Source organism: Periweissella cryptocerci, from assembly GCF_004358325.1.
Taxonomy (GTDB): domain Bacteria; phylum Bacillota; class Bacilli; order Lactobacillales; family Lactobacillaceae; genus Periweissella; species Periweissella cryptocerci.
In genome coordinates this window covers 324839-351575 of the sequence record NZ_CP037940.1, presented here as the reverse complement: position 1 = coordinate 351575, position 26737 = coordinate 324839, and the positions used below count along the sequence as shown (strand labels likewise).

Annotated in this window: 27 protein-coding genes; 16 read left to right on the top strand and 11 right to left on the bottom strand. The window is 41.6% G+C overall.

Annotation, left to right across the window (positions count from 1 at the left end):
* Positions 1–87: 87 nt before the first annotated feature.
* Positions 88–879 carry an alpha/beta hydrolase gene (locus EQG49_RS01535; protein WP_133362312.1) on the bottom strand — a complete coding sequence of 264 codons (792 nt, stop codon included), beginning with the start codon at positions 877–879 and terminating at the stop codon, positions 88–90.
* Positions 880–1119: 240 nt separating this feature from the next.
* On the opposite strand from EQG49_RS01535, the gene ubiE reads away from it, so the two are divergent.
* The 5 genes from ubiE (at position 1120) to EQG49_RS01510 (ending at position 5086) form a co-directional block, all read left to right on the top strand.
* Positions 1120–1821 carry a bifunctional demethylmenaquinone methyltransferase/2-methoxy-6-polyprenyl-1,4-benzoquinol methylase UbiE gene (ubiE, locus tag EQG49_RS01530; RefSeq protein ID WP_133362311.1) on the top strand — a complete coding sequence of 234 codons (702 nt, stop codon included), beginning with the start codon at positions 1120–1122 and terminating at the stop codon, positions 1819–1821.
* A gap of 182 nt (positions 1822–2003) precedes the next feature.
* On the top strand, positions 2004–2735 hold the full coding sequence (locus EQG49_RS01525) for an Ig-like domain-containing protein (RefSeq protein ID WP_133362310.1): 732 nt from the start codon (positions 2004–2006) through the stop codon (positions 2733–2735).
* Between the two features lie 543 nt (positions 2736–3278).
* Positions 3279–3788: a YbhB/YbcL family Raf kinase inhibitor-like protein gene (locus EQG49_RS01520; RefSeq protein WP_133362309.1), complete on the top strand. Its 510-nt coding sequence runs from the start codon at positions 3279–3281 to the stop codon at positions 3786–3788.
* A gap of 25 nt (positions 3789–3813) precedes the next feature.
* Positions 3814–4461: a DNA alkylation repair protein gene (locus EQG49_RS01515; RefSeq protein WP_133362308.1), complete on the top strand. Its 648-nt coding sequence runs from the start codon at positions 3814–3816 to the stop codon at positions 4459–4461.
* 61 nt (positions 4462–4522) lie between these two features.
* Positions 4523–5086, top strand: coding sequence for a YbhB/YbcL family Raf kinase inhibitor-like protein (locus EQG49_RS01510; protein WP_133362307.1), 564 nt, complete (start codon positions 4523–4525; stop codon positions 5084–5086).
* A gap of 98 nt (positions 5087–5184) precedes the next feature.
* On the opposite strand, the gene EQG49_RS01505 is transcribed toward EQG49_RS01510, so the two are convergent.
* A complete protein-coding gene (locus EQG49_RS01505; RefSeq protein WP_133362306.1) occupies positions 5185–5748 on the bottom strand; it encodes a TetR/AcrR family transcriptional regulator in 564 nt (187 codons plus the stop codon).
* 177 nt (positions 5749–5925) lie between these two features.
* Between EQG49_RS01505 and EQG49_RS01500 the strand changes: the two genes are divergently transcribed.
* From EQG49_RS01500 to EQG49_RS01485, 4 genes are all read left to right on the top strand, one after another.
* On the top strand, positions 5926–6660 hold the full coding sequence (locus EQG49_RS01500) for an SDR family NAD(P)-dependent oxidoreductase (protein WP_133362305.1): 735 nt from the start codon (positions 5926–5928) through the stop codon (positions 6658–6660).
* The gene (locus tag EQG49_RS01495) at positions 6660–7028 is read left to right on the top strand and encodes an exonuclease/endonuclease/phosphatase family protein (RefSeq protein ID WP_133362304.1); all 369 of its coding nucleotides are present in this window, start codon (positions 6660–6662) and stop codon (positions 7026–7028) included. The genes EQG49_RS01500 and EQG49_RS01495 overlap by 1 nt, the downstream gene beginning before the upstream one ends.
* Before the next feature lie 224 nt (positions 7029–7252).
* A complete protein-coding gene (locus EQG49_RS01490; RefSeq protein ID WP_133362303.1) occupies positions 7253–7738 on the top strand; it encodes a phosphatidylglycerophosphatase A family protein in 486 nt (161 codons plus the stop codon).
* A gap of 122 nt (positions 7739–7860) precedes the next feature.
* Positions 7861–9087, top strand: coding sequence for a GH25 family lysozyme (locus EQG49_RS01485; RefSeq protein ID WP_133362302.1), 1227 nt, complete (start codon positions 7861–7863; stop codon positions 9085–9087).
* 105 nt (positions 9088–9192) lie between these two features.
* Here the strand turns inward: EQG49_RS01485 and EQG49_RS01480 are convergent, their stop codons facing one another.
* The gene (locus EQG49_RS01480) at positions 9193–9405 is read right to left on the bottom strand and encodes a hypothetical protein (RefSeq protein WP_133362301.1); all 213 of its coding nucleotides are present in this window, start codon (positions 9403–9405) and stop codon (positions 9193–9195) included.
* A gap of 213 nt (positions 9406–9618) precedes the next feature.
* On the opposite strand from EQG49_RS01480, the gene EQG49_RS01475 reads away from it, so the two are divergent.
* The 5 genes from EQG49_RS01475 to EQG49_RS01455 all read left to right on the top strand — a co-directional run bounded on the left by EQG49_RS01475 (position 9619) and on the right by EQG49_RS01455 (position 16293).
* Positions 9619–10179, top strand: a complete 561-nt coding sequence (locus tag EQG49_RS01475) for a GNAT family N-acetyltransferase (RefSeq protein ID WP_133362300.1) — start codon at positions 9619–9621, stop codon at positions 10177–10179.
* Between the two features lie 84 nt (positions 10180–10263).
* On the top strand, positions 10264–12054 hold the full coding sequence (locus EQG49_RS01470) for a DNA-binding protein (RefSeq protein ID WP_133362299.1): 1791 nt from the start codon (positions 10264–10266) through the stop codon (positions 12052–12054).
* A gap of 918 nt (positions 12055–12972) precedes the next feature.
* Positions 12973–14271, top strand: coding sequence for a GntP family permease (locus tag EQG49_RS01465; protein WP_133362298.1), 1299 nt, complete (start codon positions 12973–12975; stop codon positions 14269–14271).
* Between the two features lie 33 nt (positions 14272–14304).
* Complete coding sequence (locus EQG49_RS01460; protein WP_133362297.1) at positions 14305–15435, top strand: glycerate kinase family protein; 1131 nt, start codon at positions 14305–14307, stop codon at positions 15433–15435.
* 243 nt (positions 15436–15678) lie between these two features.
* Positions 15679–16293 carry an NAD(P)H-binding protein gene (locus EQG49_RS01455; RefSeq protein WP_165964716.1) on the top strand — a complete coding sequence of 205 codons (615 nt, stop codon included), beginning with the start codon at positions 15679–15681 and terminating at the stop codon, positions 16291–16293.
* Between the two features lie 66 nt (positions 16294–16359).
* On the opposite strand, the gene EQG49_RS01450 is transcribed toward EQG49_RS01455, so the two are convergent.
* Positions 16360–16719: a DUF898 family protein gene (locus tag EQG49_RS01450; RefSeq protein ID WP_133362295.1), complete on the bottom strand. Its 360-nt coding sequence runs from the start codon at positions 16717–16719 to the stop codon at positions 16360–16362.
* Positions 16720–17038: 319 nt separating this feature from the next.
* On the opposite strand from EQG49_RS01450, the gene EQG49_RS01445 reads away from it, so the two are divergent.
* Complete coding sequence (locus tag EQG49_RS01445) at positions 17039–18322, top strand: glycerophosphodiester phosphodiesterase family protein (RefSeq protein WP_133362294.1); 1284 nt, start codon at positions 17039–17041, stop codon at positions 18320–18322.
* A gap of 439 nt (positions 18323–18761) precedes the next feature.
* Here EQG49_RS01445 and EQG49_RS01440 read toward each other — a convergent pair whose 3' ends face one another.
* The gene (locus tag EQG49_RS01440) at positions 18762–19409 is read right to left on the bottom strand and encodes an FMN-dependent NADH-azoreductase (protein WP_133362293.1); all 648 of its coding nucleotides are present in this window, start codon (positions 19407–19409) and stop codon (positions 18762–18764) included.
* Between the two features lie 159 nt (positions 19410–19568).
* On the opposite strand from EQG49_RS01440, the gene EQG49_RS01435 reads away from it, so the two are divergent.
* Complete coding sequence (locus tag EQG49_RS01435) at positions 19569–20177, top strand: MarR family winged helix-turn-helix transcriptional regulator (protein ID WP_165964715.1); 609 nt, start codon at positions 19569–19571, stop codon at positions 20175–20177.
* A gap of 52 nt (positions 20178–20229) precedes the next feature.
* On the opposite strand, the gene EQG49_RS01430 is transcribed toward EQG49_RS01435, so the two are convergent.
* The 6 genes from EQG49_RS01430 to EQG49_RS01410 all read right to left on the bottom strand — a co-directional run bounded on the left by EQG49_RS01430 (position 20230) and on the right by EQG49_RS01410 (position 26705).
* Positions 20230–21063 carry an oxidoreductase gene (locus tag EQG49_RS01430; RefSeq protein WP_133362291.1) on the bottom strand — a complete coding sequence of 278 codons (834 nt, stop codon included), beginning with the start codon at positions 21061–21063 and terminating at the stop codon, positions 20230–20232.
* A 105-nt stretch (positions 21064–21168) separates the two neighbouring features.
* Positions 21169–21747, bottom strand: a complete 579-nt coding sequence (locus EQG49_RS01425; RefSeq protein WP_133362290.1) for a TetR/AcrR family transcriptional regulator — start codon at positions 21745–21747, stop codon at positions 21169–21171.
* A 224-nt stretch (positions 21748–21971) separates the two neighbouring features.
* Positions 21972–22136, bottom strand: a complete 165-nt coding sequence (locus tag EQG49_RS13580) for a hypothetical protein (protein WP_165964714.1) — start codon at positions 22134–22136, stop codon at positions 21972–21974.
* A 504-nt stretch (positions 22137–22640) separates the two neighbouring features.
* Positions 22641–23159 carry a periplasmic substrate-binding domain-containing protein gene (locus tag EQG49_RS01420; protein WP_133362289.1) on the bottom strand — a complete coding sequence of 173 codons (519 nt, stop codon included), beginning with the start codon at positions 23157–23159 and terminating at the stop codon, positions 22641–22643.
* A gap of 3 nt (positions 23160–23162) precedes the next feature.
* Positions 23163–24425, bottom strand: a complete 1263-nt coding sequence (locus tag EQG49_RS01415; RefSeq protein WP_133362288.1) for an ABC transporter substrate-binding protein — start codon at positions 24423–24425, stop codon at positions 23163–23165.
* A gap of 492 nt (positions 24426–24917) precedes the next feature.
* The gene (locus EQG49_RS01410) at positions 24918–26705 is read right to left on the bottom strand and encodes an ABC transporter substrate-binding protein (protein WP_133362287.1); all 1788 of its coding nucleotides are present in this window, start codon (positions 26703–26705) and stop codon (positions 24918–24920) included.
* Positions 26706–26737: the final 32 nt, after the last annotated feature.

Below are 26737 nucleotides of genomic sequence, written 5' to 3'. Positions count from 1 at the left end.
CGTATTTGTATATAACAAAAAGTAGTGACAAGTCAAAGGGTGCTTACGTAGCATCCAATTTATTTATGAGACTTGTCAACTGAATACTTAGTGAACCGGATAAAGAAATTGCGCTACTAGTTTATCGACAGCGACGTTTTCGTGCAACGTACTATGGAACGCTTTGAGTGGGCCACCTTTAATGATGACCAACTGATAAGCGGTTTTACGTGGCAAATAATCACGTAAGATGGTGACTTCTTTTAATTTGACAAGGCCATCGGAAGATAGGTGCCACAACTTACCGCCAACGTTTAGTACCTGCAATGATGGTGAAATATTGTTAACTTTGGCACGAGCCGCTTGCGTGACATGTACTGGGAAATCACCAGCGAGGCTAACAAATTTTTGTACTCTAGGTATCGTCGAATCGTTTGGGTGGGCGACAAGCATGTCATAGCCCATCGTCGCACCACTGGAATGACCAACTAGATAAACGGTTTTCACACCGCGTTTTGCTTTCAAGTATTGTAAATATTTGTATAGTTGGCGCGCTTCAATTTTTGGTTGAGCATTTTGTGCGAAAATCATTTGAATGGCTGGGTTATCGTGCATACCGGCAACTTTTTTTTCAGTAAATTGCCCATTTTTGGCGACGTTGACGACGTATCCAAGTTTGCTTTGACCAAATTCTTGGTAACGTTGAATAAAGCCACCCCAAGTCATATCTGTGCCATACAATCCAGGTAGGTAAATAGTTGGAATTTCGTTCTGGTAACTGACTTTGAAATTTTTAAGCTGTTGTTTTTGCGCGAAAAAATATATTTGTATCGCCAAAAAGCCGGCTAAAGCAAGGATGATAACCCCCAGGCCGATTTTAATCCATTTTTTCTTTAGCATGGTGATGCTCCTATCTTGTGTAAAATGTCATTTTGAGATTAGCAAAACTAGCACATTTCACACATTATGTATGAGTCCATTCTACACGTATTTTGCGATAATTTCGCAAAAATCGTAAGTATCTGCATTGGCAACTTACCGGGCAAAATGGGATAATTAAAATAATAATTGACGTTGAAGGTGGGAAACGTTGCGCAAGTGATTACTGCCCACCTGATTGATAGGAAGCAGGAAGATGGCATGGCTAATTCAAAACAAACAGTGCAAGAGTTGTTCGACAAAATTGCGCCCAATTATGATCAAATGAATAATGTAATCAGTTTGGGGACGCACTGGCAATGGCGGCGCAAAATTCAAGCGACAGAACCGATTCCAGTGGGCAGCCGGGTGCTTGATTTATGTTGTGGTACCGGCGATTGGACGATTATGCATGCGCAAAGTGTGGGTAAAACTGGGCATGTGATTGGTTTAGACTTTAGTGCGAACATGTTAGAACTGGCTGATAAAAAAGTCATTGCAGCCGGCGTTGCCAAGGAAGTTACTTTGGTACAAGGGGATGCAATGCACACGCCTTATCCTGACAATAGTTTTGATTTCGTGACGATTGGCTTTGGTTTGCGGAACTTGCCAGATAAGCTAGCAGGACTTCAAGAGATGTACCGAGTTTTAAAACCTGGTGGGCATGTGATTATTCTAGAAACATCACAACCAGATAGTAAGCTCATTGTGCCGGCGTGGAAATGGTACTTTACTAACGTGATGCCATGGCTAGGCAAAGTTGTCGCTCAACAAAAACAAGAATATGAATATCTTGAAGAAACCACGCAAGCATTCATGACTTATGATGAATTAATTACCGCAATGAAAACAGTTGGATTTAGAGCTGTGTACTTCCAACGGTTTAACCTAGGAGCTGCAGCGGCGCACTATGGTACAAAATAGACGCACATGCCGTGAGAAAATGGCTATTTCAAGCTGAAAAATAACGGTGCAAGTTTTGAAAGTATTTTTGTGCGACGTCTTTTTTCTAATATTATGCTAAGAATTGAGCTAATCTAGTTGCTTTAAGTGGCAGATTGGCATAATATACTATTTTGTGAAATATTAATGGAGATAGGGATATCATGAAAAAAGACAACGCAAAATTATTTAGTACGCTCGAAGTGGCATTAGCCATTGTTATTATCTTATTTGCAGGGTATAAAGCTCTCAAACCAGAATTGAAAATCGATAAAGCCTTTTATACCGCCCACACGTACATTCATGGGAAAACTGATAAGGGTGCCACAATCATCGTCAAAGATGCGGCTGGTAAAAAATTAGTAAGCGGCAAAGCAAATGCTAAAAATCATGACTTCTCAGTTAAAGTACCTACTGACCAAAATTCAAAAGTTTTGACAGTAACGGCTAAGAAGCATGGCTTCGCAACAACTGAAAAGTTTACGTTGACGAAACCACTCTATAACGTAGTCCCAAGCACAATTCGTGGTGATTGGTGGACACAAACGGCTGACGGTGCTTGGTACAAGCAAACCATCGACAAGGACGGCCTTTCATTTAACGAAAAAGGCAATAACTTCCTTGGTCAAAAGGGTGGCAAAAACGTCATCACGCGTGCCGGTAACGTTGAAAAAGGTGTGTACGTCATTAGCGATGGTCAACGGATTGACAACATTCAATACGTCCACCGCGTTCCAATTACAGTTAACAAAGTTAAACATTTTGCCTTGTTAGTTGCGACTAAGAAGGGCAACTTAATGACGTTCAAGTACTACACGTCATTCCCACAAACTTACGATTTAAAAAATGCTGATAAGTTATACCAAAAATATTTCAGCACTGTTGAACCAAAATAATAATTTAAATGTTGAACCACCAGTCGTTTTAGATTGGTGGTTTTTTGTCTCTATTCCGTCTGACGTGGGATTGAATACACTTGCCACTACGTGCCGGCAAATTACTTGACGCACCACGCTGGAAGCACATTGCCAAGCCAAAGTGCGGTCTTGGCAAACTCGGATAAGCTGGGGGTCTAAGGAATAAATTCCTAAGACTCCTCATCTTATCCTCAGCGGAAATATGTGCTACACACATATTCCCCCAGTCGCGGTGTAAAGGCTACGCCCGCCAAGTAATTTACCGGCACTCCGTTAGTTAGTAATAATTCTCAAACTGGCAAAAAACAGTCGCTGGGGGTAGATTCAATCAAATCAGCTACCACTGATTTTGTGATGGACTCAAACTAGTACCTAAGATATATTCTGTGGTGCGTGAGTATTCTTAAACAAAAGTCCAGAAATGCGAATCCTACGCTAGAATAAATGGAATCGTAAAATTTAACGCATGGGGCGGACATTTCGGTATAATAAGGCTAATGAAGATTAACGGAGGAAAAAACAATGAAAATTACGACACCATTTGACCCAACTAAAATGCCTGATAAATACGGTAAGTATGCCGATGAACAGGACCGCTATCAAGGTGAACCTGTTGTATCATTTCCATTTAATATCAGTGACGTGCCCGCCGAGGCCAAGAGTTTGGCATTCACACTGATTGATCACGATGCGATTCCAGTTGCTGGTTTTTCCTGGATTCACTGGGTAGTTGCTAATGTGCCGGTAACGATGACGACAATCCCCGCAGATTTTAGCCGGCAGGCAGTTGCACCAGTCGTTCAAGGTGCCAATAGTAATATGTCAAAATTCGTGGGCGGGATTGATCCAGCCCTTACGATTGGTTATTCTGGTCCGGTTCCGCCAGACCAAGATCACGACTACACGCTGACGGTTTATGCTTTGGACGCGGAATTGGATTTGCCGGATGGTTATTATTTGAATGCGCTTTACCATGCAATGGCGGGGAAAGTTTTAGCTGAAACCAATATCGCGATTACTTCACGTGCCTAAACAAACAAAACTAACAAGGAATAATATGACAGAATTAATCTTACCAACGCATCCAGAAAACATTGCCGCAATGGAAGCGTACATGAAGCACCTATTTAAGTATCAGGGCGTTAAGAAACCAGAGTTACGCCAATTGGAGCGCGAGCTTTTTAAGGAAAGTAGACAATGGGACGAACCTGAATTGCTGAAACAAGTTAAATATTATTGGGAAAAGCCAACCCGTGAGTATCAATATGTTGCCATGGATTTACTCGAAAAAAACTATAAACGTAGTGGGGCGGCAACGCTGTTATATATGAGTGAATTAGTTGAAAATCACCCATGGTGGGATTCAGTGGATACTTTGCGCAAGACAATTGGTTTGATTTTACGCAATAAGCCCGAATTATGGGCAGAATGGTCGCAGTATTATTTAAAGCATGCATCATTTTGGAGTCGCCGGGTCGCAATTACTTTACAGCTCCAATTTCACGAAGCGACTAATCTCGACTATTTAGTTACGGCAATTGAAAATGATTTGCACACGGATGAATTTTTCGTTCAAAAGGCGATTGGGTGGGCACTGCGTGAGGTGTTCAAAGACAATCCTGACTGGGTAACGACATTTATCGCTAATCATCCAAGTATGTCTAATTTGGCGGTACGTGAAGCGCTGAAGAATGCGAATAAGTAATGCAACTTAGCTTGATATGACGTATAATCATTATACTTATATATGAGGCAGAATGTGAAAAATGAATAATGTTGAAAAATTAGTCGGGCGGTTAATGCATAAACGTCGGGCGGACTTTAATTTGGCGCTAGTTAATCGCCGAGAACTTATAACTACCGGAAAAATGCGGTTTGCGAGTGACTCGTTTAAGGATGGCGGAATTATCCCGTTTACTAACCGGGCTGAGAAGGAAAATCCGAACTTGTCACCAGAACTTCACTGGAGTCGCGTGCCGGTTGGAAGCGAACAATTATTGATTGTGGTTGAAGATGTTGATGCCCCGTTCGCGGAACCAACTATTCACATGGCAGCGATGCTTGATCCAATCATGACAAAGATTCCCGTTGGTGGCATGATTGCCAAGAATCCTGAACTTGATTTTATTGCTGGGCGTAAGGGGCGAATTGGTTATTTCGGACCACGGCCGTTAGCTGGACATGGTGAACATCGCTATTATTTCTGGTTAATTGCATTAGACAAAGAGTATCAGGCCGGTGAGTATGACTCGTTCAGTGCGTTACTTCCAGATTTGCAAGGACACGTATTGGCCAAGAATCACTTTATTGGGACCGCCGAAACAAAGTAGAATTGATGAGGTTGAGACATACTTCATTCCACCTATAAAAAGCCCCGTTTCCATTAGTTTATGGAAATGGGGCTTTTTAGGTGCATTAGTTTTTAAACTCAGTTCTTTTTCGTGAGCTCATTTAAGGCTGGGGACACTAGTTGCCAAACTTGTTCAAACTCTGTCGGTAAATCTTGATTTGCCCAGGCAAATGATAATGCTGGGTTATGGAAGCTATCGAATGCTGTGATTAATGCGTGTCCGACTTGATGATTAGGACTGTCGACACCTAGGACTTCTTCGGCTTTCGCCCAGAGACGATTGAACAACCATGTGGACAAGGGCGCCGATTTGGCAACGTTTGTAGTATACAACATGAACATTTTTGGATCCCGTTTAAAATTGGCTTGCTTCGTTTTTGCGAGTAGGAACAGCCAATCATGAGCGGCGATTACATTGGGTTCAGCAGTATGATACTCGAGAATTGGTGCTTCAGTCGTCAATAACCATTGTTTAGTTAGTTCCTCAAATAAATCATCTTTATTTTTGAAATGTTTATATAGCGCTGCATGGGTGGTTCCTAGGCGTTTTGCCACATCGGAAACCCGCGCTTTTTCCATGCCTAGTTCTTCGACGACGGCTTTGGCCGCAGTAAGTATTGAAGCGCGTGTTAGTGTTGCCATTTGCGATTCACCTCGTTCCTTAATGCTTAGTTTAAGGCTTTTAAAATAATATTTCAAGAAAATTAGTTACAGTTGTTGATTTTTGTAACCAGAGCGTTTATAGTATAAAACACCAAGTTACAAAAAGTGGAAAATGTAACTCAAGAACACAATTAACTATTAAAGGTGAAGAAAATTATGACAAACAAAGTATTGATTACTGGCGCAAATAAAGGAATTGGTTTTGAAACGGCACGACAATTAGGTGAATTAGGGTGGTCAATTTTACTTGGTGCCCGCAATGAAGAACGTGGTTTGGCTGCGGTTGCTGAATTACAGCAAGCTGGAATCACGGCTGAATGGATTGAACTTGATTTGAATGCAGTTGCGACAATTCAGCAAGCAGCAGACTACATTAAAACAAATCATGCTGACTTGAATGTCTTGATTAATAATGCAGGCATCCCTGGTGACATGCAAAAATCACCATTAGATTTTACTACGGCTGAATTACGTGAAGTTGTGGATGTCAATTTCTTTGGAAACTTTGAAATGATTAAAGCCTTCACACCAATTTTACAAGCAAATAACGGGCGGATTTTGAATTTGAGTATACCAACGGTTGCCAGTCCTTATTTCCATCCCTTTGCGTACATGACGAGTAAGGCACCGTTGAATGCAATGATTCAAGCATTTGGTATGGAGTATACGCAAAGGAACATTGCAGTTGAAATTTTTGGTGTGATGCCGGGTGGGGTTACGACTGATCTGAATGGTAATGCGGAGGGGAGCTTCATGAAGACGTTACCCGAAGGCGGTAAGGTGATTGTAGATCTTTTAACAGATGGTAAACATCGTCAAGGACAAGTCGTGAACGAATACGGCGTTGCGATGGACTATGAAGCTAATTACTTATTGAAGGAAGAAATGTAATGAAATTAACAACTTATCAAGAACTAGCAATTGGATACAATGCGCATGCTTTAGCGAACTTGCGATTACCAAATGAACCTACCGCACACGTTTCAAATGGTGAAGAAACTCTTGATTTAACCCTGACAGGTGATGAAGTAACTATGATTACTATTTCGGCGACTGATCCAAAAGCCAAAGCGTATGGCACCACATTCATGGCGTTTGAACATGGGATGGATTGGGGTTCAATCAATTTCTACAACGCTTATAAAGCCAGTTTGGTCCAACCGAATGAAGTTATCATCGGTAAAGCCCACGGGTTGATTGCTGAACATGTTTTTGATGGTGCGGGTTTGATTGTAAAAATCTACCCAGATACAAAATAAAATTGCCGGCTAGGTTTTATGTGGCCGAAAGCTACTACGTCAATTTTTTATTTGGGCGCGCAGTAGCACTTACTCACGCATAATATTATGGTGAAAAAGCCGAACCGAATTCTTAATTGAGTTCGGTTTTTTTATGCTAACAGCGTATAATGGCAATTATTATACGAAGTGTGGCGGGTTATTTATACGTTGTAAAAAATAGGGAAACTATGAGGGCATAGATAATGGAACAATTACAACAAGCAAGTATTGATCGATTAGCGCAACGTGGGGTTGCAATTAGCGATATTGAGGCGGGGACACGCGCATTTTTGGAGCCTAAGTATCATTTGACTGTCGAGGCGGTGCGCTTGAGTGAAGCGGTTACTAAGGTGCTACATAAGGATGAAGTTGCCGATATTATTTTGACAGCATTGTACATTGATGAACAGGCTGAAACGATGTCTGATAGTAACCCACTCAAAGCGCGCTTGGCACGTGATGCCAATGGTCACAATGTTGACGAATTGATGGCCATCGGGATTACGCAACAATTTTCGGCCGCGGCTACGGTGCACTATGGTTTGCTAGATGATCAAAAGCCAGGCTTAATTGGTGAAATCAATGATCGCACGGATTCAGTTAACGTCTATTTGGATGATATATTAGCGGCATTAATTGCGAGTGCTGCGATGACTTATTTGGAGCTGGCAGGTGGCAATAACTACTAGGTCCGGTATTTCTCAACCTGAGGTATGAATCGTAATTTTGTTGCCTTTGCTAATCCAATTTGTCGGGTAACTAATAAATTCATGAAATTACGCTATTACATTTGAAAAAAGAGGTGGGAAGAATGAAAAAAGGTTTGTTAGTGGCAATGTTGTCGGTCGTGGCACTTGGTGGTATGGTAGCCACGCCACAAGTTGATGCCAGCACTAAGTATGTCCAAACGAGTCAAAAAAAGGTAAAAAAGGCGACGTACCATGCTAAAAAAGCTAGCGGAGTCATTTACCGCCTTGGCGGGTCGAAAAAAGCTCGGACATTGAAAGCTAAGCGGGTGCTAAAGAATTACTATCATAAAAAACTAACGGTCACTAAGACGCTTAATTTGAAAAAAGGTCATAAGACAACTAAATACTATTATGTTAGTAATTTAAAAGGTTATGTGAAGACTAGCGTACTCAAAAAAGGTGGACCAGTAGCGAAATATGTTACATCGAGCAAGAAGGTGGCTAAGAAGGCGTATCACGCAAAGTTAGCACAAGGGACCATCTACACGTTCAAAGGCAAGCAAACCGGTAAGACGGCTAACATGCAGCTTAAAACGGTCGCTAAACTCACCAATGCTAATAATGCAACTAGAACCTACAATGTTACCAAGCAACTGAAGGTAGTTGAAGGGACGAAAACTAATAAATATTATTATGTAACGACTAATAACACCAAAGTAAAAGGGTATGTTAAAGCCAGTTACTTAACGAGTGGACAATACAAACGTATCATTGATGTTTCGGAATTTCAAAATACCATCAATTGGGCGCAGCTAAAGCCAACGACCCGTCTGGCAATTATTCGGATGCAACACGACGCGAAATCCGATACACAAAGTAACAACAATGTTGCCCAAGCCAAAAAGTACGGAATTGCATTTGCCCAATACAAGGTCGTGGCGTTTGGCAGTGTTGCGGATGCTAAAAAAGAAGCTGATGACTTTGCTAAGGGTAGCGACGGCACTAAAATGGATCCAGCGGCAAAATTCTATGCAGTCGATGATGAATACCGCCAGCAAGCCAATGCCTCTGAAACGGCGATGTTGAATGCGTATTATACGCAGTTACGTAAGTACACGAAAAAGCCAATTGTTTTGTTTACGTTTCAGTCATATGTATTAGACAATAAGATTAATTACAGCAAGTTCAGTGGGGCGTGGATTGCCAATTATTCAGCCAATGCCACCCTCCAAACAAACGGTCAACCTGTTGATCTATGGCAATTCAGCGAAAGCAGTACGCTTGGTGGGGTACCAACTAAGGTCGATGAAAGTGTATTAATGAGTAACAAAGCTAATCAATGGTTTTAATTAAATCATACTAAAAAAGCACAGCCGGCAAACGAATTGTCAGCTGTGCTTTTGATATTGTAAGGTCACATAAATAATAGTGTGTTTTTTGCCACGGCGAATCTGTTATTTTATGCGGCGTTGCGTATCACTAAAGCGTGTCCGGTATGAAACAACCAGATATAAAGCTGCCGCAAAAACTAATAGCATTACCGCGATAATGTTTGCGTTAGTGAATGGTTCCCCCCAAGTCATACCTACGATTGTCAGAATGATAGTAACAAGTACAAGGATGCTGACATTTTGCATGGTTAACAGTTTGTTGACTATATTGTGCATTGGTTCTCCCTTTAAATGTATTGAATATATATTATAGTAACATACAAATGGGTTAATGAAAAAATGAAAAGTGTTATTATTCTAATTTTATTTTAATATTGGTGCCCATTTTCTAATGTGGATACTGTATAATCAGACTAATTGAAGCACGCCAAATTTCAGATATTGGTATGGCGTAAGCTAAGCGTTTTGGGAAATAGATGAGGTAGACAAATGACTTTGAAAGCACAGTTAGCGGCATATACGACAATTACAACGGAACGGTTAACTTTACGACCAGTAACGTTAGCCGATGCGGCAGATATTTATGCGTACTTACGCGACGAAGAAACCGTCAAATTTATTTCTGTACCGCCGGCTAAATCAATTGAGGATGTAATCGAAAATAGTATTAAGAGTTACTTCATGCTCAATCCATTGGGAAAGTGGGGGATTGAGTATGCTGGTAAATTGGTAGGAACAATTGATTTACGGCTGGATGATAATAATCGGTCTGCCGAAATCGGATATGTTTTGAATCAAGCGTACTGGGGACAAGGAATTATGCCGGAAGCTGCTAATGCAATCGTGCAACTTGGTTTTGAGAAGTTGAATTTAGTGCGCATCCATGCGGAACACGATGTCCTTAACCCCAAGTCTGGTCGCGTAATGATTAAAATAGGCATGCAACGCGAAGGAATTGCTTTAAAGTCGTTGATTGTCAAAGGCATCGTTAGTGATACGGTGCAATATGCTATTACTGATGAAATGTATGCTAATTACAAATTAATGTAAAATAACGAATGTCTCGAGGATTACTGCGGCTCGAGGCATTTTTTAGTATAATGAATATATTATGCAAATCGAAAGGAATAATAAATGCTTTTAAATTTACTTAATGTTACCGTCGTTTTTGGGGGTGGCTTGTTACTAGCTAACCTGATTGCGTTATTCTATAGTCGTAAGTGGAAGTGGTTTATCGGCTCAACCGTGATTGAGCTGGTTGTAATCATGGCGTTCTTGTATGTTTCATTGCCCGCTAAAAACCTCTCAACGTTGCTTGCGGTGAACTTGTTCTTGGGCTTTATGGCAAGCGTTATCAACTTGATGAGTTTGTCAGTGGGTGACTCACTAGCTAGCATGCTTGAATCACTCATGGATCGGGCCAATAGTAATCACAAAAATCGCAAGCACACGCCGAGTGGTTTTGCGAAAAAATACATTTTAATCACCGTTTTGTTCGTGCTTTTGGGAATTGTCTTAGTGGCAACACAATCAGTCACACGGGTAACGAGCATTAATAATGTCTATGACACGCTACCAAGCAAAACTGAAAATAAATCAGAACTCTTAACGTCGGCGCGGGACATGCCAATTGCGATTGCACCAGATACTGCAAAACGTAAAATGCAACAAAAATTCAGTGTAATCCCTAACTCGAACATGTACTCACTGGGTGGAATTACCGCACAAGTGTATCAAGGCAAATACGTGTATGTCGCAACCGTTGAATTTAACGGGTTCTGGCGCTGGTTGAAGAATCGTGATGTCCCAGGATACTTCATTATTAGTGCGACTGATGTCGACGCACAACCGGAATTTATTCAAAAGCCGTTGAAATATTCACCTTCAGCATATTTAAATTATGATGCTGCCCGGCGAATTTATGCAGCATTCCCAACATATGCAAGCACGGGTGCGTTGAATTTAGAACTCGATGATCAGGGAACCCCATACTACGTGCAAACACTTTACAAAGAATATGGTGTTTCAGGTCGGATGCATTTTAATGAATTTAAGACCGCTATTTTAAATGCTACCACTGGCCAAGTGAAATTGTATGATGCAAATAAAGCACCGAAGTTTGTTGATGCGCCAATCACTAGTGCTGCCGCGAATGATATGAATGAATATTTCGGTCGTTATGGTAAAGGTTGGTGGAACCAAACATCATTTGGTGCCAAACGTGGCGTGAAAATTCCAACTGACAATGGTATCTATGAAGGTGGTAAATTGACCCCATTATTAGATACGAAGGGCCAATTGATGTACTTCACCGATTTCACAAGTGGTAATTCGGAACAAGATTCAGCACTAGGGTACAGCTTAATCAACGCTCGGACAGGTAAATTAACATATTACCGTGATGCCAATTCTGGGATTATGGATTCCGATGGGGCAATTTCGATTGCTGATAAAATTTATCCGGAAAAGAAATGGGAAGCGAAGATGCCAATCTTGTATAACATCGATGGCGTGCCAACGTGGATTATCTCATTACTTGATTCAAAGGGAATTTTCAAAAAGTACGTTTACATTAATGCGATTGATAATGATATTGTAATTGATGGTGACTCGGCCCAAGAAGCACTCGATGGCTATCGCAATGAGTTGGCAACTAAGGGTAGCAATAACCACTCAACTGACCCAACGCAAATGAAAGACATTACGGGTAAGGTTTATCGGACGGCAACTGTTAGTGATACAAAACAAACAATTGTCAGTTTCGTATTGGCTGGTCGTCCAACCGTGTTCAACGTGAATACTGCCAACGCCCCAGATGCGTTGTTCTTACAAGCTGGTGATGAAGTGAGTTTCAAGGCCGATGTCCTCGATGACACCAAGGTCGCAACTATTGATACAATAGAGATTAAGAATTTTAATAAGTAATTATGGCAAGGGAAGTGGGACAAAAGGCGATCTGCAACCTTGATATAATGAAACTTAATTCGTCAGCGATAGCGAGCAAAGCGAGCGTGGTGATGAATTAAGTGAGTTATATCAACGATTGCAGCCTTTTATTCGTTAATAAGCCGAATTTCTACCTTACTAAGATAAGGAGAAATTCGGCTTATTTTGCGGGCTGGACTTTAGCTCGCACCGTGATGGCATAATCAGTAACGGGTTTCGTTACTGGTTATGGATTTGTGAAGATGGTTAGCGCGTTAGCGAACCAAGCTTCGCAAATATTTGAAGACCGCACTGTGGCTTCAAATGCTTGTCTTCCATCACGGTGTCCAGACTGGTTCCAGCCTCGTAGTGGGAATCAATCTGAGACACATATCTAAATTCCGCGCTAGAAAAATTTTAGTCATTTTTCATTGCCCCAAGTATTGGCGGCGGCCAAAACGTTACACGAATAGCTGACTAATAGTATTCTAAGTAGTTAGTGTGTTAGAGTTAACGGAGGGGGATGAAAAACATGCTAATATTTTTAACTATTTTACTAATTGTTGGTTTTTTGCTATTGTTTTTTGGTAAAGATCACCATAACCCAAAAATTATTTGGGTTTCGGCGGGCTTTCTAGTGATTATCGTAATCTTGTTTGCGCTATATTTGCATTTTAATTAACAGGTCATGGGCTGGACATTTTGTCGGGCCTTTTTTAGTATGTTCAATTGAGGATATTGAACGAATATGGGAGCTGCTTAGACACATAATTGTGGAAAATTGGCACACATGTGAAAAATATAACAACAAAATACGTGCAATTTTGAATCCACAGAGTATAATTGGAAAAGTCGTTAAGTTAAACGTTTTACTTAACTTATCATTACTATTATATATTTTATTGGAGGAATTCAAAGATGCCTGGTGTCTCAGTTAGCTGGATTGGCGCTTTAGTCGGCTTGGCTTTAGCAATTATTCTTATTTTACGACGTCTCAATCCCGTCTATGCATTGTTGTTAGGAGCCGTGATTGGTTCGCTTGTTGGTGGGGCTAATTTAGTTCAGACCACACAAATTGTTATCACTGGTTCACAAAGTGTCATGGGGACAGTAGTTCGTGTGATTGCTGCCGGTGTTTTGGCTGGTGCAATGATGGAAAGTGGTGCCGCTGATGTGATTGCGCGGACAATTGTTAATAAACTCGGCGATAACATGGCAATCTTTGCCTTAGCACTGGCGACAATGTTGATTACCTCCGTTGGTGTGTTCATCACGGTTTCAATCATTATTGTTGCACCAATTGCGATGGCAGTTGGGAAAAAGCTGAATATTTCGAAGCTTGCCTTACTGGTAGCCTTGTCTGGTGGTGGTAAAGCAGGGAATATTATTTCACCTAATCCCAACACGATTGCTGCAGCAAGTGGTTTCCACATTGAAACAAGCGCATTGATGATTGCCGACTTTGTTCCTGCCTTGTTTGGTTTGGCAATGGCTGTCTTGGTTGCGTCACTTCTCCGGAACAAAGGGGAAATGCCAACTGATCGTGATATTGTTGAAAAAGAAGAAGAAAATCAAAATCACCCAAGTGTTGGTGCATCATTTGTCGCTCCCGTAGTGGCAATTGTCTTATTATTGATTAATCCGATTGGTGAAATCCTCCACGTGCATGCGTTAGAAGCTTTCCAAGTTGACGCGATGTATATTTTGCCATTTGCAGGGATTGTCGGTATCTTGGCAATGAAGCAAGGTAAACACATTATGGACTACACGCGTGCCGGTTTGATGCGCATGACTGATGTGGTCTTAATTTTGATTGGTGCCGGAGCCATTGGTGGCTTGATTTCATCATCAAACTTGTCAGTTGAAATTGTTAAATTAATCAATGAAGCAGGTATTTCTGGTACCTTATTAGCACCAATTGCTGGTATTTTGATGGCTGCAGCAACTGCCTCAACTTCAACTGGGGTTATCTTGGGAACTGGTTCATTTGGTAAAACTATCTTGTCATTTGGGGTTTCACCAGTTGGTGCTGCCGTAATGATGCACACTGGTGCCACTGTGATTGATGAATTACCACATGGGAACTATTTCCACGTTACTGGTAACGCGATGCACATGGATATCAAACAACGTTTACGCGTTATTCCATATGAAGCAATTGTTGGGTTAACGATGACAATTGTCGGTACGATTATGTACGGTTACTTAATGAAGTAGGAAATTACTTTATCAAATATGAGGTGAAAAACGATGAAATTTGTAATTGCGCCGGATTCCTTTAAACAAAGCATGACGGCTAAGGAAGCAGCTAATGCCATTAAACGTGGTTTGCTCAAAGTTTTCCCTAACGCCGAATACGAACTTGTTCCCATGGCTGATGGTGGTGAAGGAACGGTTCAATCATTGGTTGATTCCACTGATGGGGTTTTGAAAACTGCTACTGTGATGAATCCACTCGGTGAAATGGTGAGTGCCGAATACGGTATTTTAGGAAATGGCACGACAGCCGCTATCGAAATGGCAGCAGCCTCAGGAATCCAATTCATTGACGAAAACACGGCTAACCCATTAATTGCAACGACTTACGGGACTGGTCAATTGATTAAGGCAGCTCTTGATGATGGCATGCAAGAAATCATTATTGGTATTGGTGGCTCAGCGACTAACGATGGTGGTCAAGGGATGGCTGAAGCATTGGGGGTTAAATTCCTCGATGCCGCAGGTGAACCAATTAAACGTGGTGGTGGTGATCTTAATCGCTTAGTTACCATTGATATGAGTGCGGTTGATGCGCGTCTTGCGAACGTGAACATTCGGATTGCCTCTGATGTGACGAATCCCTTGGTTGGTGAAAAGGGTGCATCATACGTCTTTGGTCCCCAAAAGGGTGCAACCCCAGCAATGGTAGCAACGTTGGACGCCAACTTGACGCACTATGCGCAAGTTATCAAGGAACAACTCGGCAAGGACTTGGCTGATTATCCTGGTGCCGGTGCTGCCGGCGGCTTGGGTGCTGGTTTGTTAGCATTTACAAATGCCAACCTCGAACCTGGGATTCAAATCGTTGTCGAAGCGACAGGTTTAGTTGCTAAAGCTAAGGACGCCGATTATGCTTTCGTTGGTGAAGGTGGAATTGATTTCCAAACGCAATACGGTAAAACGCCAATTGGTTCAGCCAAGGCGATTAAACAGGCCAGTGCAAACGCCAAAGTCATTGGTTTAGCCGGTTATGTTGGTGAAGGTATTGACGTGTTGTACGATCTTGGCATTGATGCAATCTTTGGGATTGTGCCTAGTGCAATGGACTTGAAAAAAGCCATGACAACTGGTGAAGCCAACCTCGAACGGACAGCTGAAAATATTGCACGATTAATTAAATAGTTTATTAATGCTGGGGTACATTGTATCTTAAGCCAAAAAAGCACCGATTCTGTCATAGGATCGGTGCTTTTTCGTAATGGAGTACTTAATATTAGTGGCATGTTGATTCCACGGCCAAACTTTCACAACACCCATAATTTCATTTTTGGGAACTAGTCTCCAGTAGCGGCCATTTTATGTATTCACTATTAGTAAGCAAAGTGCTATCATTGAAACTTCAGAATGAAACGAGGAAATCATAATATGACAAAAGTACTAGTATTGGGTGCGACAGGGACAATTGCACAACACGCAGTGAAGTTCATGCATGCGAATGGCACGGACGTAATTCAGTTTGTGCGGACGCCAAGCAAATTGCGCCAATCTTTGAACGTAATTCAAGGGGATGCAGCCGATGTAGTTGCACTTAAGGAGGCCATGACGGGAGTTGATGTAGTGTATGCCAACCTTGGACCAACAAACATGCCTGTTTTTGCGCAAGCTGTTATGGATGCAATGCACGCAACTGGTGTGACCCGGTTGATTTGGACAGCGACAGCGGGGGTTCATGATGAACTACCTGTCAGCCACCAAGCTAACGCAGCGAAGATGTTAGGCACTACCGATGATCCAACATCTTACATGGGTGATCAAGCAGCTGCGGTTAAATTAATTATGGCGAGTGACTTGGATTATACGATTATTCGCCCGAATTGGTTAACCAATGATGATCAAGTCCAAGCGGTCATCATTGCGCAATTTGGGACTGAATTACCAGATGGGGCCATCAGCCGTAAAACGGTCGGCCACTTTGTCAGTGATTTAGTTAATAATTTAACACAACACCAACGTGGATCAATTTCATTAAGTGGCAAATAAATATGCTAAAAATGACGGCTCACTAGAAAATTAGTGAGTCGTCATTTTTAGGGAGACATAAGAAGGTTAATTGCTGAAAGTGGTGTTCTTAGCTTTCCAGTCTTCCAGTTTAATTTGGACCCAGAAAAGGTAAATGCCAATAGTGATGATACTGAGTAATAACCATTTAATCCAATTACCGAATAAACCAACCGCAGAGCCGCTAAAGTGCATGCGATGGCCATCAATAACGGTATGATTTATTTTCCAGCCATAGACCATTGTGATTGACCACGGATAACAAATTCCCAAGGTCAATGCAGTCACAAAAAAGCCGAGAATGTACCAGCCAATGAGCGAAACAACGCCACCATCGAAAAATGAATTGCGACCGTGTTTCATTTCGCCACCAGTTCCGCTGTTCACAGTAATATTAATGTCTGCCATGAGACTAATCCTCCTTCCAAATTTTATTACATGATAATTACTTGGAATACCTAAAGTAATATGTATCTAGCATAACTTTTTAATGTGAAGAAATCGGCATAAAAATGGAGATTATTGTGGTAAGTCAATTGTGTATTTGGCATACCAGGAAACATGAAGCGCTCTCATTAAAACCGGCAAGCATCTGACCACATTTCGTAATGAAGATTGTGCTAAACTGAAACACAAAGAACGAAAAATTATTGTAAAATATTTAGTATTAGGGAAATTATGAGGGTGTGGATATCATCATTGATGGAATACGAGGAGGTAGGCACATTTGAATCGGGAAATGAACCATCAAGAATTAGAAGCAAAACGGAAAGTATTGCAGCGTAAAAGAATGAACTGGAGTTTTCGGATAGCGGGAATTTTGTTAGTAATTGCGCTAGTTGTCTTAGGCACAATCGACTATCGCGCGAATGCCACCGCTGCTCGCCAACAAGAGGCCAAGCGGGCATTGAAGGCTAAGCAATTCCAAGCGGCTAAAGTTTTGGCTAATACCGGCTTTGTAAATTTAGATACGGTTATGAAATTAGCCGGGTATCAAGTGGGAACAACTGAAAACCCAAAACAGTTAAAGTACTTGAAGAGTGAACATGGTGTCAACGAAGATATTGTGTTTGATCAAGCAACCGGCCAAGCACATAAGGGACCATTTAACTACGAAATTAAGGATAAAATCAAGCAAGAAAACGGTGCATACTACATGCAAACCGACGCGCTTGCACCAATCATCAACAAGGTGATTACCGCCAATTATGGGCAACCAACCGTCGCTGATATTAGTCATACAACGACGTCATGGCGTTCACAGTCAGTGATTGCACACGCGGGTGGTGCATTGCGTAAGGATGGGAAGACATTGAGTTATACGAATTCCTATGATGCAATGGTCCAAAGCTATAACTTAGGTTATCGGACAATTGAACTCGACATGTGTTTAACGAGTGATGGTAAATTAGCGTTGGTGCACGACTGGCAAGATGCAGGGTATGCCAAAGCTCCCACGGCAGCCGAATGGATGAAAGATGGCGTTCGTAATCCTCAGGACGGAATCCACTATCAACCGATGTTACTTGATGATGTATTTAAGTTAATGGAAATGAACAAAGACTTGTATATCATCACGGATAGTAAATCATTTGAATATACGAATGCTCAAATCAAAGAGCAATTCCGTGATATGGTTGATGCCGCTAAGCAATATAGTCCCGATGTGCTCGATCGCGTGATTCCCCAAATTTACAATGAACAGATGTATCCTGTGATGACGAGTGTCCACAAGTTTCCGTCAGTCATTTACACGTTATATCGTTCAAAAGATTTGGAATGGCAAGTGGTTGATTTTGTAAAAGCACACCCCGAAATCAACACAGTCACCGTACCCAAGGCGCGTCTTGATAAGTATTTATACTCATTAGTGAAAAATAACGTGGTAGTTTATACGCATACCATTGATGACATTAATCAGTTAAAAGCTTTGCATAGCAATGGAGTACGTGGTTTCTACTCAAACGATATTACCCCGCAAGCATATAATAGTATTTTTGCTGGATCGTAATCAGGTAGGAAATGTGAAAATAGGCTTTATTCCGCCTGGCGTGGGATTGAATAGACTTGACCACTACGCGCCAGTAAATTGCTTGGCGCACCACGCTGGAAGCAACCTCCCAAGCCAAAGTGCGGTCTTGGGAGGTTCGGATAAGCTGGGACTCTAAGGAATAAATTCCTAAGACTCCTCATCTCATCCTCAGCGGCGATATGTGTTGCACACATATCACCCCAGTCGTGGTGTAAAGGCTGCGCCCGCCAAGCAATTTACCGGCGCTCCGCTAGTTAGTAATAATTCTCAGACTAGTGTCCAAAGTATATTCCATGGTAAATGAATATACCTTGGACAAAAGTACAGAAATGAGAATTCTACACTAGAATAAAAATAGAGAAAAAAAGGACGAATCGGATTATCGATTCGTCCTTTTATTTTCTTAATGCCCGCTAGCTTATAAAGTTACCGCCAAATTTTGAGCTTCCGTTTTGGCAGCTGTGATGATGGCATCACGTTGCGCTGGATTAGAGTCTGCTCCTTCGATAAAAATAGTGTGGTATTCATCATCAATACTCAAACCGATAAATTCGACCATTGCTTGCAAGTAAGCATCACCAAAGTCTGCGCGCATTGAAGTGTGATCGTAAACACCGCCAGCTGATTGAATGTGGATGATTTGCTTATCACTAAGTAACCCGACTGGACCATGTGCAGTGTATTTGAAGGCGACACCAGCTTGTAGGACATCATCCAAATATTGCTTCAAAATAGCGGGCAAGAAGTGGTTCCACATTGGGTTAGCGAAGACGACAACATCAGCGTTAACAAATTGGTCAATCAACGTGTTGAATTGGCTCAATAAGGCGTTTTCATCCGCTGACATTGCAAGCGGTGCGCCTAAACCAATCTTCTTTTGCTTCAACCACGTACCAAAAACATCCTTATCTAAAGTTGGAATGTTAGCTTCTGATAATTTTAAAGTTTCAATGTGACCAGTAGGGTTAGCCGTTTGCCAAGCCGCGACAAAGGCATCAGCAACTTGTAAAGTTTTTGATTCAGCAGCGGTAAGTGGGTGAGCATCGACGTAAAGTAAAGTTTTCATGTTAATAATTATCTCCAATTTTAATATTGTTTCATTTGCAACTATTTGGTTGCTGTGGAATAATATAGTACAATGTAACAATAAAGTCAAATATTATTTCTCGAGAAAACAAAATTAAAATTAATGTTTCTTGAAAAACAAAAAAGAAAGGTAACTATTATGCAAAACGAATTAGTTATTACCGATGTACTTGAAAATTTCTATGCATTGGAAAAACGGCTACAAGCAGAGCAAGATGATGAACAAAAATGGTTACAAGCACAGATACACGACGCGACGTTGGGTGATGTGTTTGAACAGTTAAGCACTTTGAAATTACACGTGTTAGCGGCGATTGGTCAGTTACAACCAGCCAATGGGACGTTGATTGCGCAAACAACTGCCATTCCCAAGGGAACGGTTTCGAAGACGACTAAGAGTTTAATTGCACTTGGACTGGTCGTAGCTGAATCAATGCCAAATAATAAGAAAGAAGTTTTATTCGCGTTAACGGCGAAAGGAATCGCAATCGACACGCAACATGCCGCATTGCATCGCCGTATCGAACAAAATTTGACGATGTATCTACAATCCTTTGATGATAATGAGTTGCAGTTAATTAATCATTTCTTACGGCAAGTTGCTACGCGGTCGTGGCTGGATACTGAAGCAGCAGTACCAGACTTGTCAGCAAAAGATCAAATTGCCCAACAAGTTCACCAAAAAATTAATCAGTTAAACGCCACAGACTTAAATAAAGTCGCGGGTTTACTGGAAATTTTGTTTTAAAATAGACAAAAATCCTAGCCGCCTTAAAGTTGGCGACTAGGATTTTTCGTGATTATTTCATCATGCGTTTAAACGTACTCATGGTGAGAGCTTGGTACGTGCGAACTGGGAGGTGACGGGCGGCAAATACCATCGCCCGTTCAAAGAACCCAGGTAAGTAGCGTAGCTTGGGTTTCTTGGCAGTCGCAGCTTGCCACATTAGTTCAGCAATCTTTTCTGGTGTGGCTAATGGAACTGATGTGTTACCGGTAGTGACTTGGTCGAAGGCGGTCATGTATTTTGCATAAGGAGAGGTGTTAGCGGTGGAAGCTTTTCCGGCTTTCATGGCGACATCGGCCCATTCGGTGGCAGTTCCACCAGGTTCGATGACCGAAACATTAATCCCAAATTCTTGGACTTCCATGCGTAAAACGTCTGAATAAACTTCTAACGCATGCTTTGAGGCGTGATACCAGCCACCAATTGGCATATAGACACGGCCACCAATCGAAGAGTTATTGATAATTCGGCCCGAATGTTGTGCACGCATGGTTGGTAAAACCAGTTGTGTCATATTGGCGAGGCCGAAGACATTCACGTCAAATTGTGCTTTGGCTTTCGCCATTGTAACTTCTTCAAGTGCACCATATTCGCCGTAACCAGCATTGTTAATAAGCACATCAATCCGGCCTTGGTCAGCAATAACACGATTAACAATGGCTTGAGTTGATGCTTCATCGGTGACATCAAGTGCTTGAACGTGAATCCCCGCCGCGGCTAAATCGGCCATTTGATCAATTCGCCGTGCCCCACCATAGACAATCCAATTGCGCTGATTGAATAAGAGGGCGGCAGCGCGGCCCATGCCTGAACTAATTCCAGTAATGATTACAACTTGTTTGGTCATGTTATTATTCCTATTCCTTTTGTGTGGTTAGAGTTAGTGTGAGTTACGCGTAGTAGTTAATTAAATGAATACTCATTCACTTAATGATGAAAATAAATGCCGAACTTAATCGGCAAAAACAGCATGCAATGTGAGGTTGATTAAATCATCAAGATCGGCATCACTAACGGGTTGTTTGTTTTGAAATTTTTGTTGCAAGTAAGTCGTCATGGCGCCAAACGTCAACGCAATAATCTTGTCCACATCGTTGGTTCGCAAGGTTTCAGTTGCTAGCGCCTTCGTCAATAAATCAGTTAGCGGTTGGGCCAGTGCAAATGACTGTTCATATGCTTTAGCATTGATTTCATCCGGATTAGCTTGAACAGCTTGCATGAAGTTAGCTTCCAAGGGGTATTGAATGAAACGGTGGCCAAAGTGCCGTAACGCTGCTGCTACTTGTTGACGTAAATCATGTTGTGACAAGAGGCTTTCAGCCAAACCGGTATCCATCAAGACTTTGACTTCAAGGAAAATTTGACTTAACATGTCAGTTTTGTCAGCATAGTAGATGTAGGCTGTTGCAGGACTAACACCAGCGGCTTTGGCAATCTTACCAATGGAGAGGTGGGCGAGTCCTTCATGCAAAGTGATTTCAAAAACCGCCGTCGAAATAGCTTTTATTTTATTTTCATCTCGTGTTCGCATGAGGTAATAATAAATGATTATTCATTTATGGTCAAGCATAATATAAAAATATTTCTGATTTACTGTCACTGCGTTAGTTAATTATTTACTTTTTTGAGAAGATCCAATACAAAATTCTGCAACCAATACAAAAAGTGCCTTACCAATCAAATGACTGGCAAGGGCACTTTTTGTATAGCTGGTAGGCCAAGTATCCATCTACATAAAGACGGAATATTGGCTAGTTAGTTTTGGTTACGGTGTTGTTGCACGTCGTCTTTAGTCACAATAGGGGCTAAGGCGGGACGGGCATTTTGATCAGTGAGCAGGTCAAGTGCTTTACGTGCTAACTTAAGGCCAGCAGCAATTAAAATGAACGCAAAGATCAGAATATTGATTAAATTAAACATAATTAACCCTCCTATATTTTTTTATGCAAGCCAGTGCTTACGAGTTCCCCAAACCATCAGTTTAGATGATAGTGTTATTATACACTTGCCAAGGTTAAATGAAAGTAAAAATGAAGCATTTATGACAAAAATGTTGCGAAAACATTTCGACGGCTTGTCTAGTATGTGCGGTAAGTTAGACAAAACAGGGCAAACAAACTAACACAAAATGTATCGTAGCTGATACGAAATACTGGGCAATCATAAAATTTAGTTACCGCCGATAAAGATGTAACGACAAAAGGTCACGCTTACACTAACGTAAGGGTGACCTTTTGTAGGGATGCGGGTGTAATTCTCAGTTACACCAGGAAAGAATAATGGGGGTTATTACGGCGGGAAGAGCTAAGCAAGCACAACTACTCATTTCTTCCCATAATCAAAGGCCACCGCAGTGACCTCATTAAAATTTGCAACCCATTTGACTGAAGTGGCTAGCTAATGGGATGACTGCTAAAACAAAGATTATTTAGGTGAAGTGGCTGAAACGGCTAAATTACCGTAGTTATTATACGCACTGGCCGCATTGTTCCAACCAATCACGCGTTTGTTGACCGGCTTCCAATCAATTGAGAAATTCAGTGGAATTACGGCAGCTTCGCGTTGCATATATTCCTGGAAAGCATTAAATTGTGTTTTCCGGTAGTTCGTATCAAAAGATTTCTCTGAATCAATATTGGCGATGATTTTTGTTAATTCAGGTGAGGTGAAGTGACCGAGATTATATGGCGTGGTTGGAATAAATAATTTTGGTGAAGGGTCTTGGTTCAATGACCAACCTCCTTCAGTGATATCCCAATCGCCGGAATTCCCCAAAACAATCTGTGCCCAAGTGTTGAAGTCAGTTAGGCGATCTTTATACAACGCAACATTGATTCCAATAGCTTTCCATTGCTGAATATTATTTTGTGCTATTACTTTTGTATTAGCATTTTTGTCAGCGACTAAGTAAGTTAACTGGAATGGCTTGCCATCCGTATTCAACCGCTATTCATGTTTGGCATCCCATTTAAAGCCGGCCGCATCAAGTAAACTATCAGCCTTTTTAACGTCAAATGGGAAACCTTTAACAGCCTTGTCATTATATCCTTCGAAGGCCGTTGGAATCATTGTATTGGCCCGTGTTTGTAAACCGTGATTAAATTTCTTGTTAACTTGATCAGTATTTAAGGCATAGCCCATGGCTGCGCGTAAAGCTTTGTTTTGCAGCGGTGTTTTACGATCTTGGATGTTACGGTCTTTTTGCTGATCAAAATGTCCCAGGTTGAAGTAGGTCGCACTAATTTGTAATGCGGATTGACCAGTTTGAACAAAATCTGCCAAATTTTTTATTGTAGGATATGCGTTCCCTGGTACTAAATAGGCCACAGCAAACTTCTTGGCTTTTAGTGCGGCTGCGATACTAGTTGTTGAAACAACTTGCAGATTAATTTTAGCTAGCTTGGGTTTGGCACCATAGTAGTAAGGGTTACGGGCATATTCAACTGCTTGACCGGCAACCACTTTAGTGACTTTGAAAGGTCCCCATGAAAGTGGCGCTTGGCGAACTTGTTTAGATCCAGAAAAATCAGCCGGCTTAATGTTCTTATAGTAATGGTAGGGGGCAACTGTTTGCATGTAATTGCCTGAGCCAATTTGGGTCAAACTAGGTGTGAGTTTAGTGAATTGAATCTTAATAGCTTGCCCGTTTTGACCATCCGGGTAGGTAATGCCACTAATAGTTTTGGCTTTACCAGTATGAAAAGCATCCATTCCCTTGATATTGGCAGTTGCATCCGCATAAGTTGTGCCACCATAAGCTGGATTACCAACAATTTCGTAAGGAAATTCAAGATCCTTAGCGACAACCGGATGACCATCGGACCAAGTTAAGCCCTTACGCAAGGTAATCGTGGCGGTTTTTGTTGCCTTATCAAGCTTGAAGTTGGCGGCTCCACCATCAACAATTTTGAATGAATCATCGGACTTGAAAATGTCGTTTCCCAATGGTTCAGCGAGAATTGTATCGGTGGTTGAAGTTGCGAGTTCTTGTGCAAACATACCGGTGAAGGGCTGATCGAGAGTTAAACCAACGTTCAAAGTGCCATCTTTAAGGGGCTTGGCATGATTCGTGTAGGCTAATTTAAAATCGCCCACCTGGGCATCTGCGACTTGTGTGTTGTTACTGGTATGATGACTGATTGCGTACGCTCCACCCGCAACCGCTATGATAGCAATGGCACCAATTGTGTAGCCTTTTTTCTTTCCCATAATACATATCTCCCTCTTGCTAACAAAAAATAGTAGAACACGTGAACGCTCCTAAACTAGTTCGTTATTTAAATGTGTGTTTATAGAATAATGGCAAATATTGGCGTTGTCAATAAATAAATATCACATTAACATTATTGTATATTGTAAATATAATATTAAGGGAAGGATTATCAGCAATAAAACGGGTTTTTGTTCCACATTAAAAGGCACGATTACTTCCTTATATCAGATAAGGAGAAATCGTGCCTTCGTAGGGGTTTGGGGGGTGTGATGTCGCACCCCCCAAAGTGTGAGTGCAATGCAATTCTCAGTTACATTACTTTCATAATTAAAACCATTTGGACATTAATGGTGGGAAATCGACGAACACTGGTAAACCGATGTAAACGGGGATTACATCCAACTTATCCAGGTTCAGTTTCCCATAATCATCGGGTGCCTGTTCTGGTACCCGAATAAAATTGAGCAAGGTAGTAGTTAGAATAAGAATTACTCAGGTGAATTAGCTGAAACGGCTAAAGTAGCGTAATCATTGTAGCTATTGGCTTCATTTGTCCAGCCAATTACCCGTTTGTTAACTGGAATCCAGCCAATGCCGAAGCTTTGTGGAATAACCACGGCTTCTTTTTGGACGTATTGCTGGTAAGCATTGACTTGTGCTTTCCGGTAAGTTGGATCCAATGCTTTGGTTGAATCAATATTAGTAAGAATTTTCGTAAGTTCGGGTGAAACATAGTGGCCTAAGTTGTACTGAGCGCCGACTGAGAAAAGGTCTGCTGGTGAAGGGTCGGGATTAATCGACCAACTACCATCAGTGATATCCCAATCGCCGGTGCCACTAGTGACAACTTGAGCCCAACTGTTAAAGTCCGTTAATCGGTCTTTGTAGAGATGCACTTTAACCCCAACAGCTTTCCATTGTTGGATGTTGTTCTGGGCAATTGGTTCCGAGTTAGCGGTTGAGTTTTGCGCCATGTAAGTCAATTGGAATGGCTTACCATCGGTATTCAACCGATATTCGTGCTTCGCATCCCATTTAAAGCCGGCCTTATCGAGTAACGAATTAGCTTTTTTAACATCCAAGGGGAACCCTTTGACTGATTTATCATTGGCTCCTTTAATTGCGGTTGGAATCGTCGAGTTAGCACGGGTTTTAAGGCCATTACTGAACTTTTTGTTAACTTGTTCAATATTTAAGGCATACCCTAATGCTTGTCGAAGTGCCGTATTTTGCAAAGGGGTTTTCCGATCTTGGACGTTCACGCCTTTTTTAGTATCATAGTGCCCTAAGTTAAAGTATGTTGCTGAAAATGACAATGCTTTCTTCCCAGTTTGGACATAATCAGTGAGTGCCTTAATCTTGGGATAAGCAGTCGAGGATTGACCGTAAGCAATGTCAAATTTTTTGGCTTTCAAGGCCGCTGCAGCACTTGCACTAGAGGATACTTGGGTATCTATCCTAGCTAGTTTCGCTTTGGGACCATAGTAGTATGGGTTCCGGACGTATTGGACTGATTGCCCAGCGATAATTTTTTCAACTTTGAAAGGGCCCCATGAAAGTGGTGCTTGGCGGACGGCTTTTGAACCAGCTAACTTGGCGGGGGCGATGTCTTTCATATAGTGATATGGTTCAGCGGATTCCAAGAAATTACCTGAACCAGTTTGTTCCATACTGGGGGTCAAGCGGCCAAATTGTAACTTAATGGAATTACCAGTTTCACCGTTTGGATAAGTGATACCGCTAATGGTTTTTGCTTTGCCAGCGTGATAAGCAGCCATGCCTTTAATATTGGCTAACGTATCAGTATAGGTAATGCCACCGTACGCTTGATTGGCTACGATTTCGTAGGCAAATTCCAAATCTTTGGCAGTTACAGGCTTACCATCTGACCACGTGACACCTTTACGCAAAGTAATTGTGGCAGATTTCGTTGCCTTATCAAGCTTGAAGTTAGCGGCACCACCATCAACAATTTTGTAAGACTCATCGTTTTTGAAGAGCCCACTCCCCAGTGGTCCGGTTAGGAAACCATCAACCGTCTGGGAAATTAAATCTGGTGCGAAAATTCCGGTGAAGGGTTCATCTTGAAACAAACCAATTTTAAGGGTACCGTCCTTAATTGGTTTAGCGTTGTTAGTATATGAAATTTTAAAATCACCAACGGTAGCATCTTTGTGGGTCTGTGCTTTAGTTGGGTGGTGTAATATTGCAAATGCACCGGCAGCGATTACGACAACGGCAACCGTGCCTACTGTATAAATTGTTTTCTTTCCCATAATATATAATCTCCTATTAACTCTGTATCTTG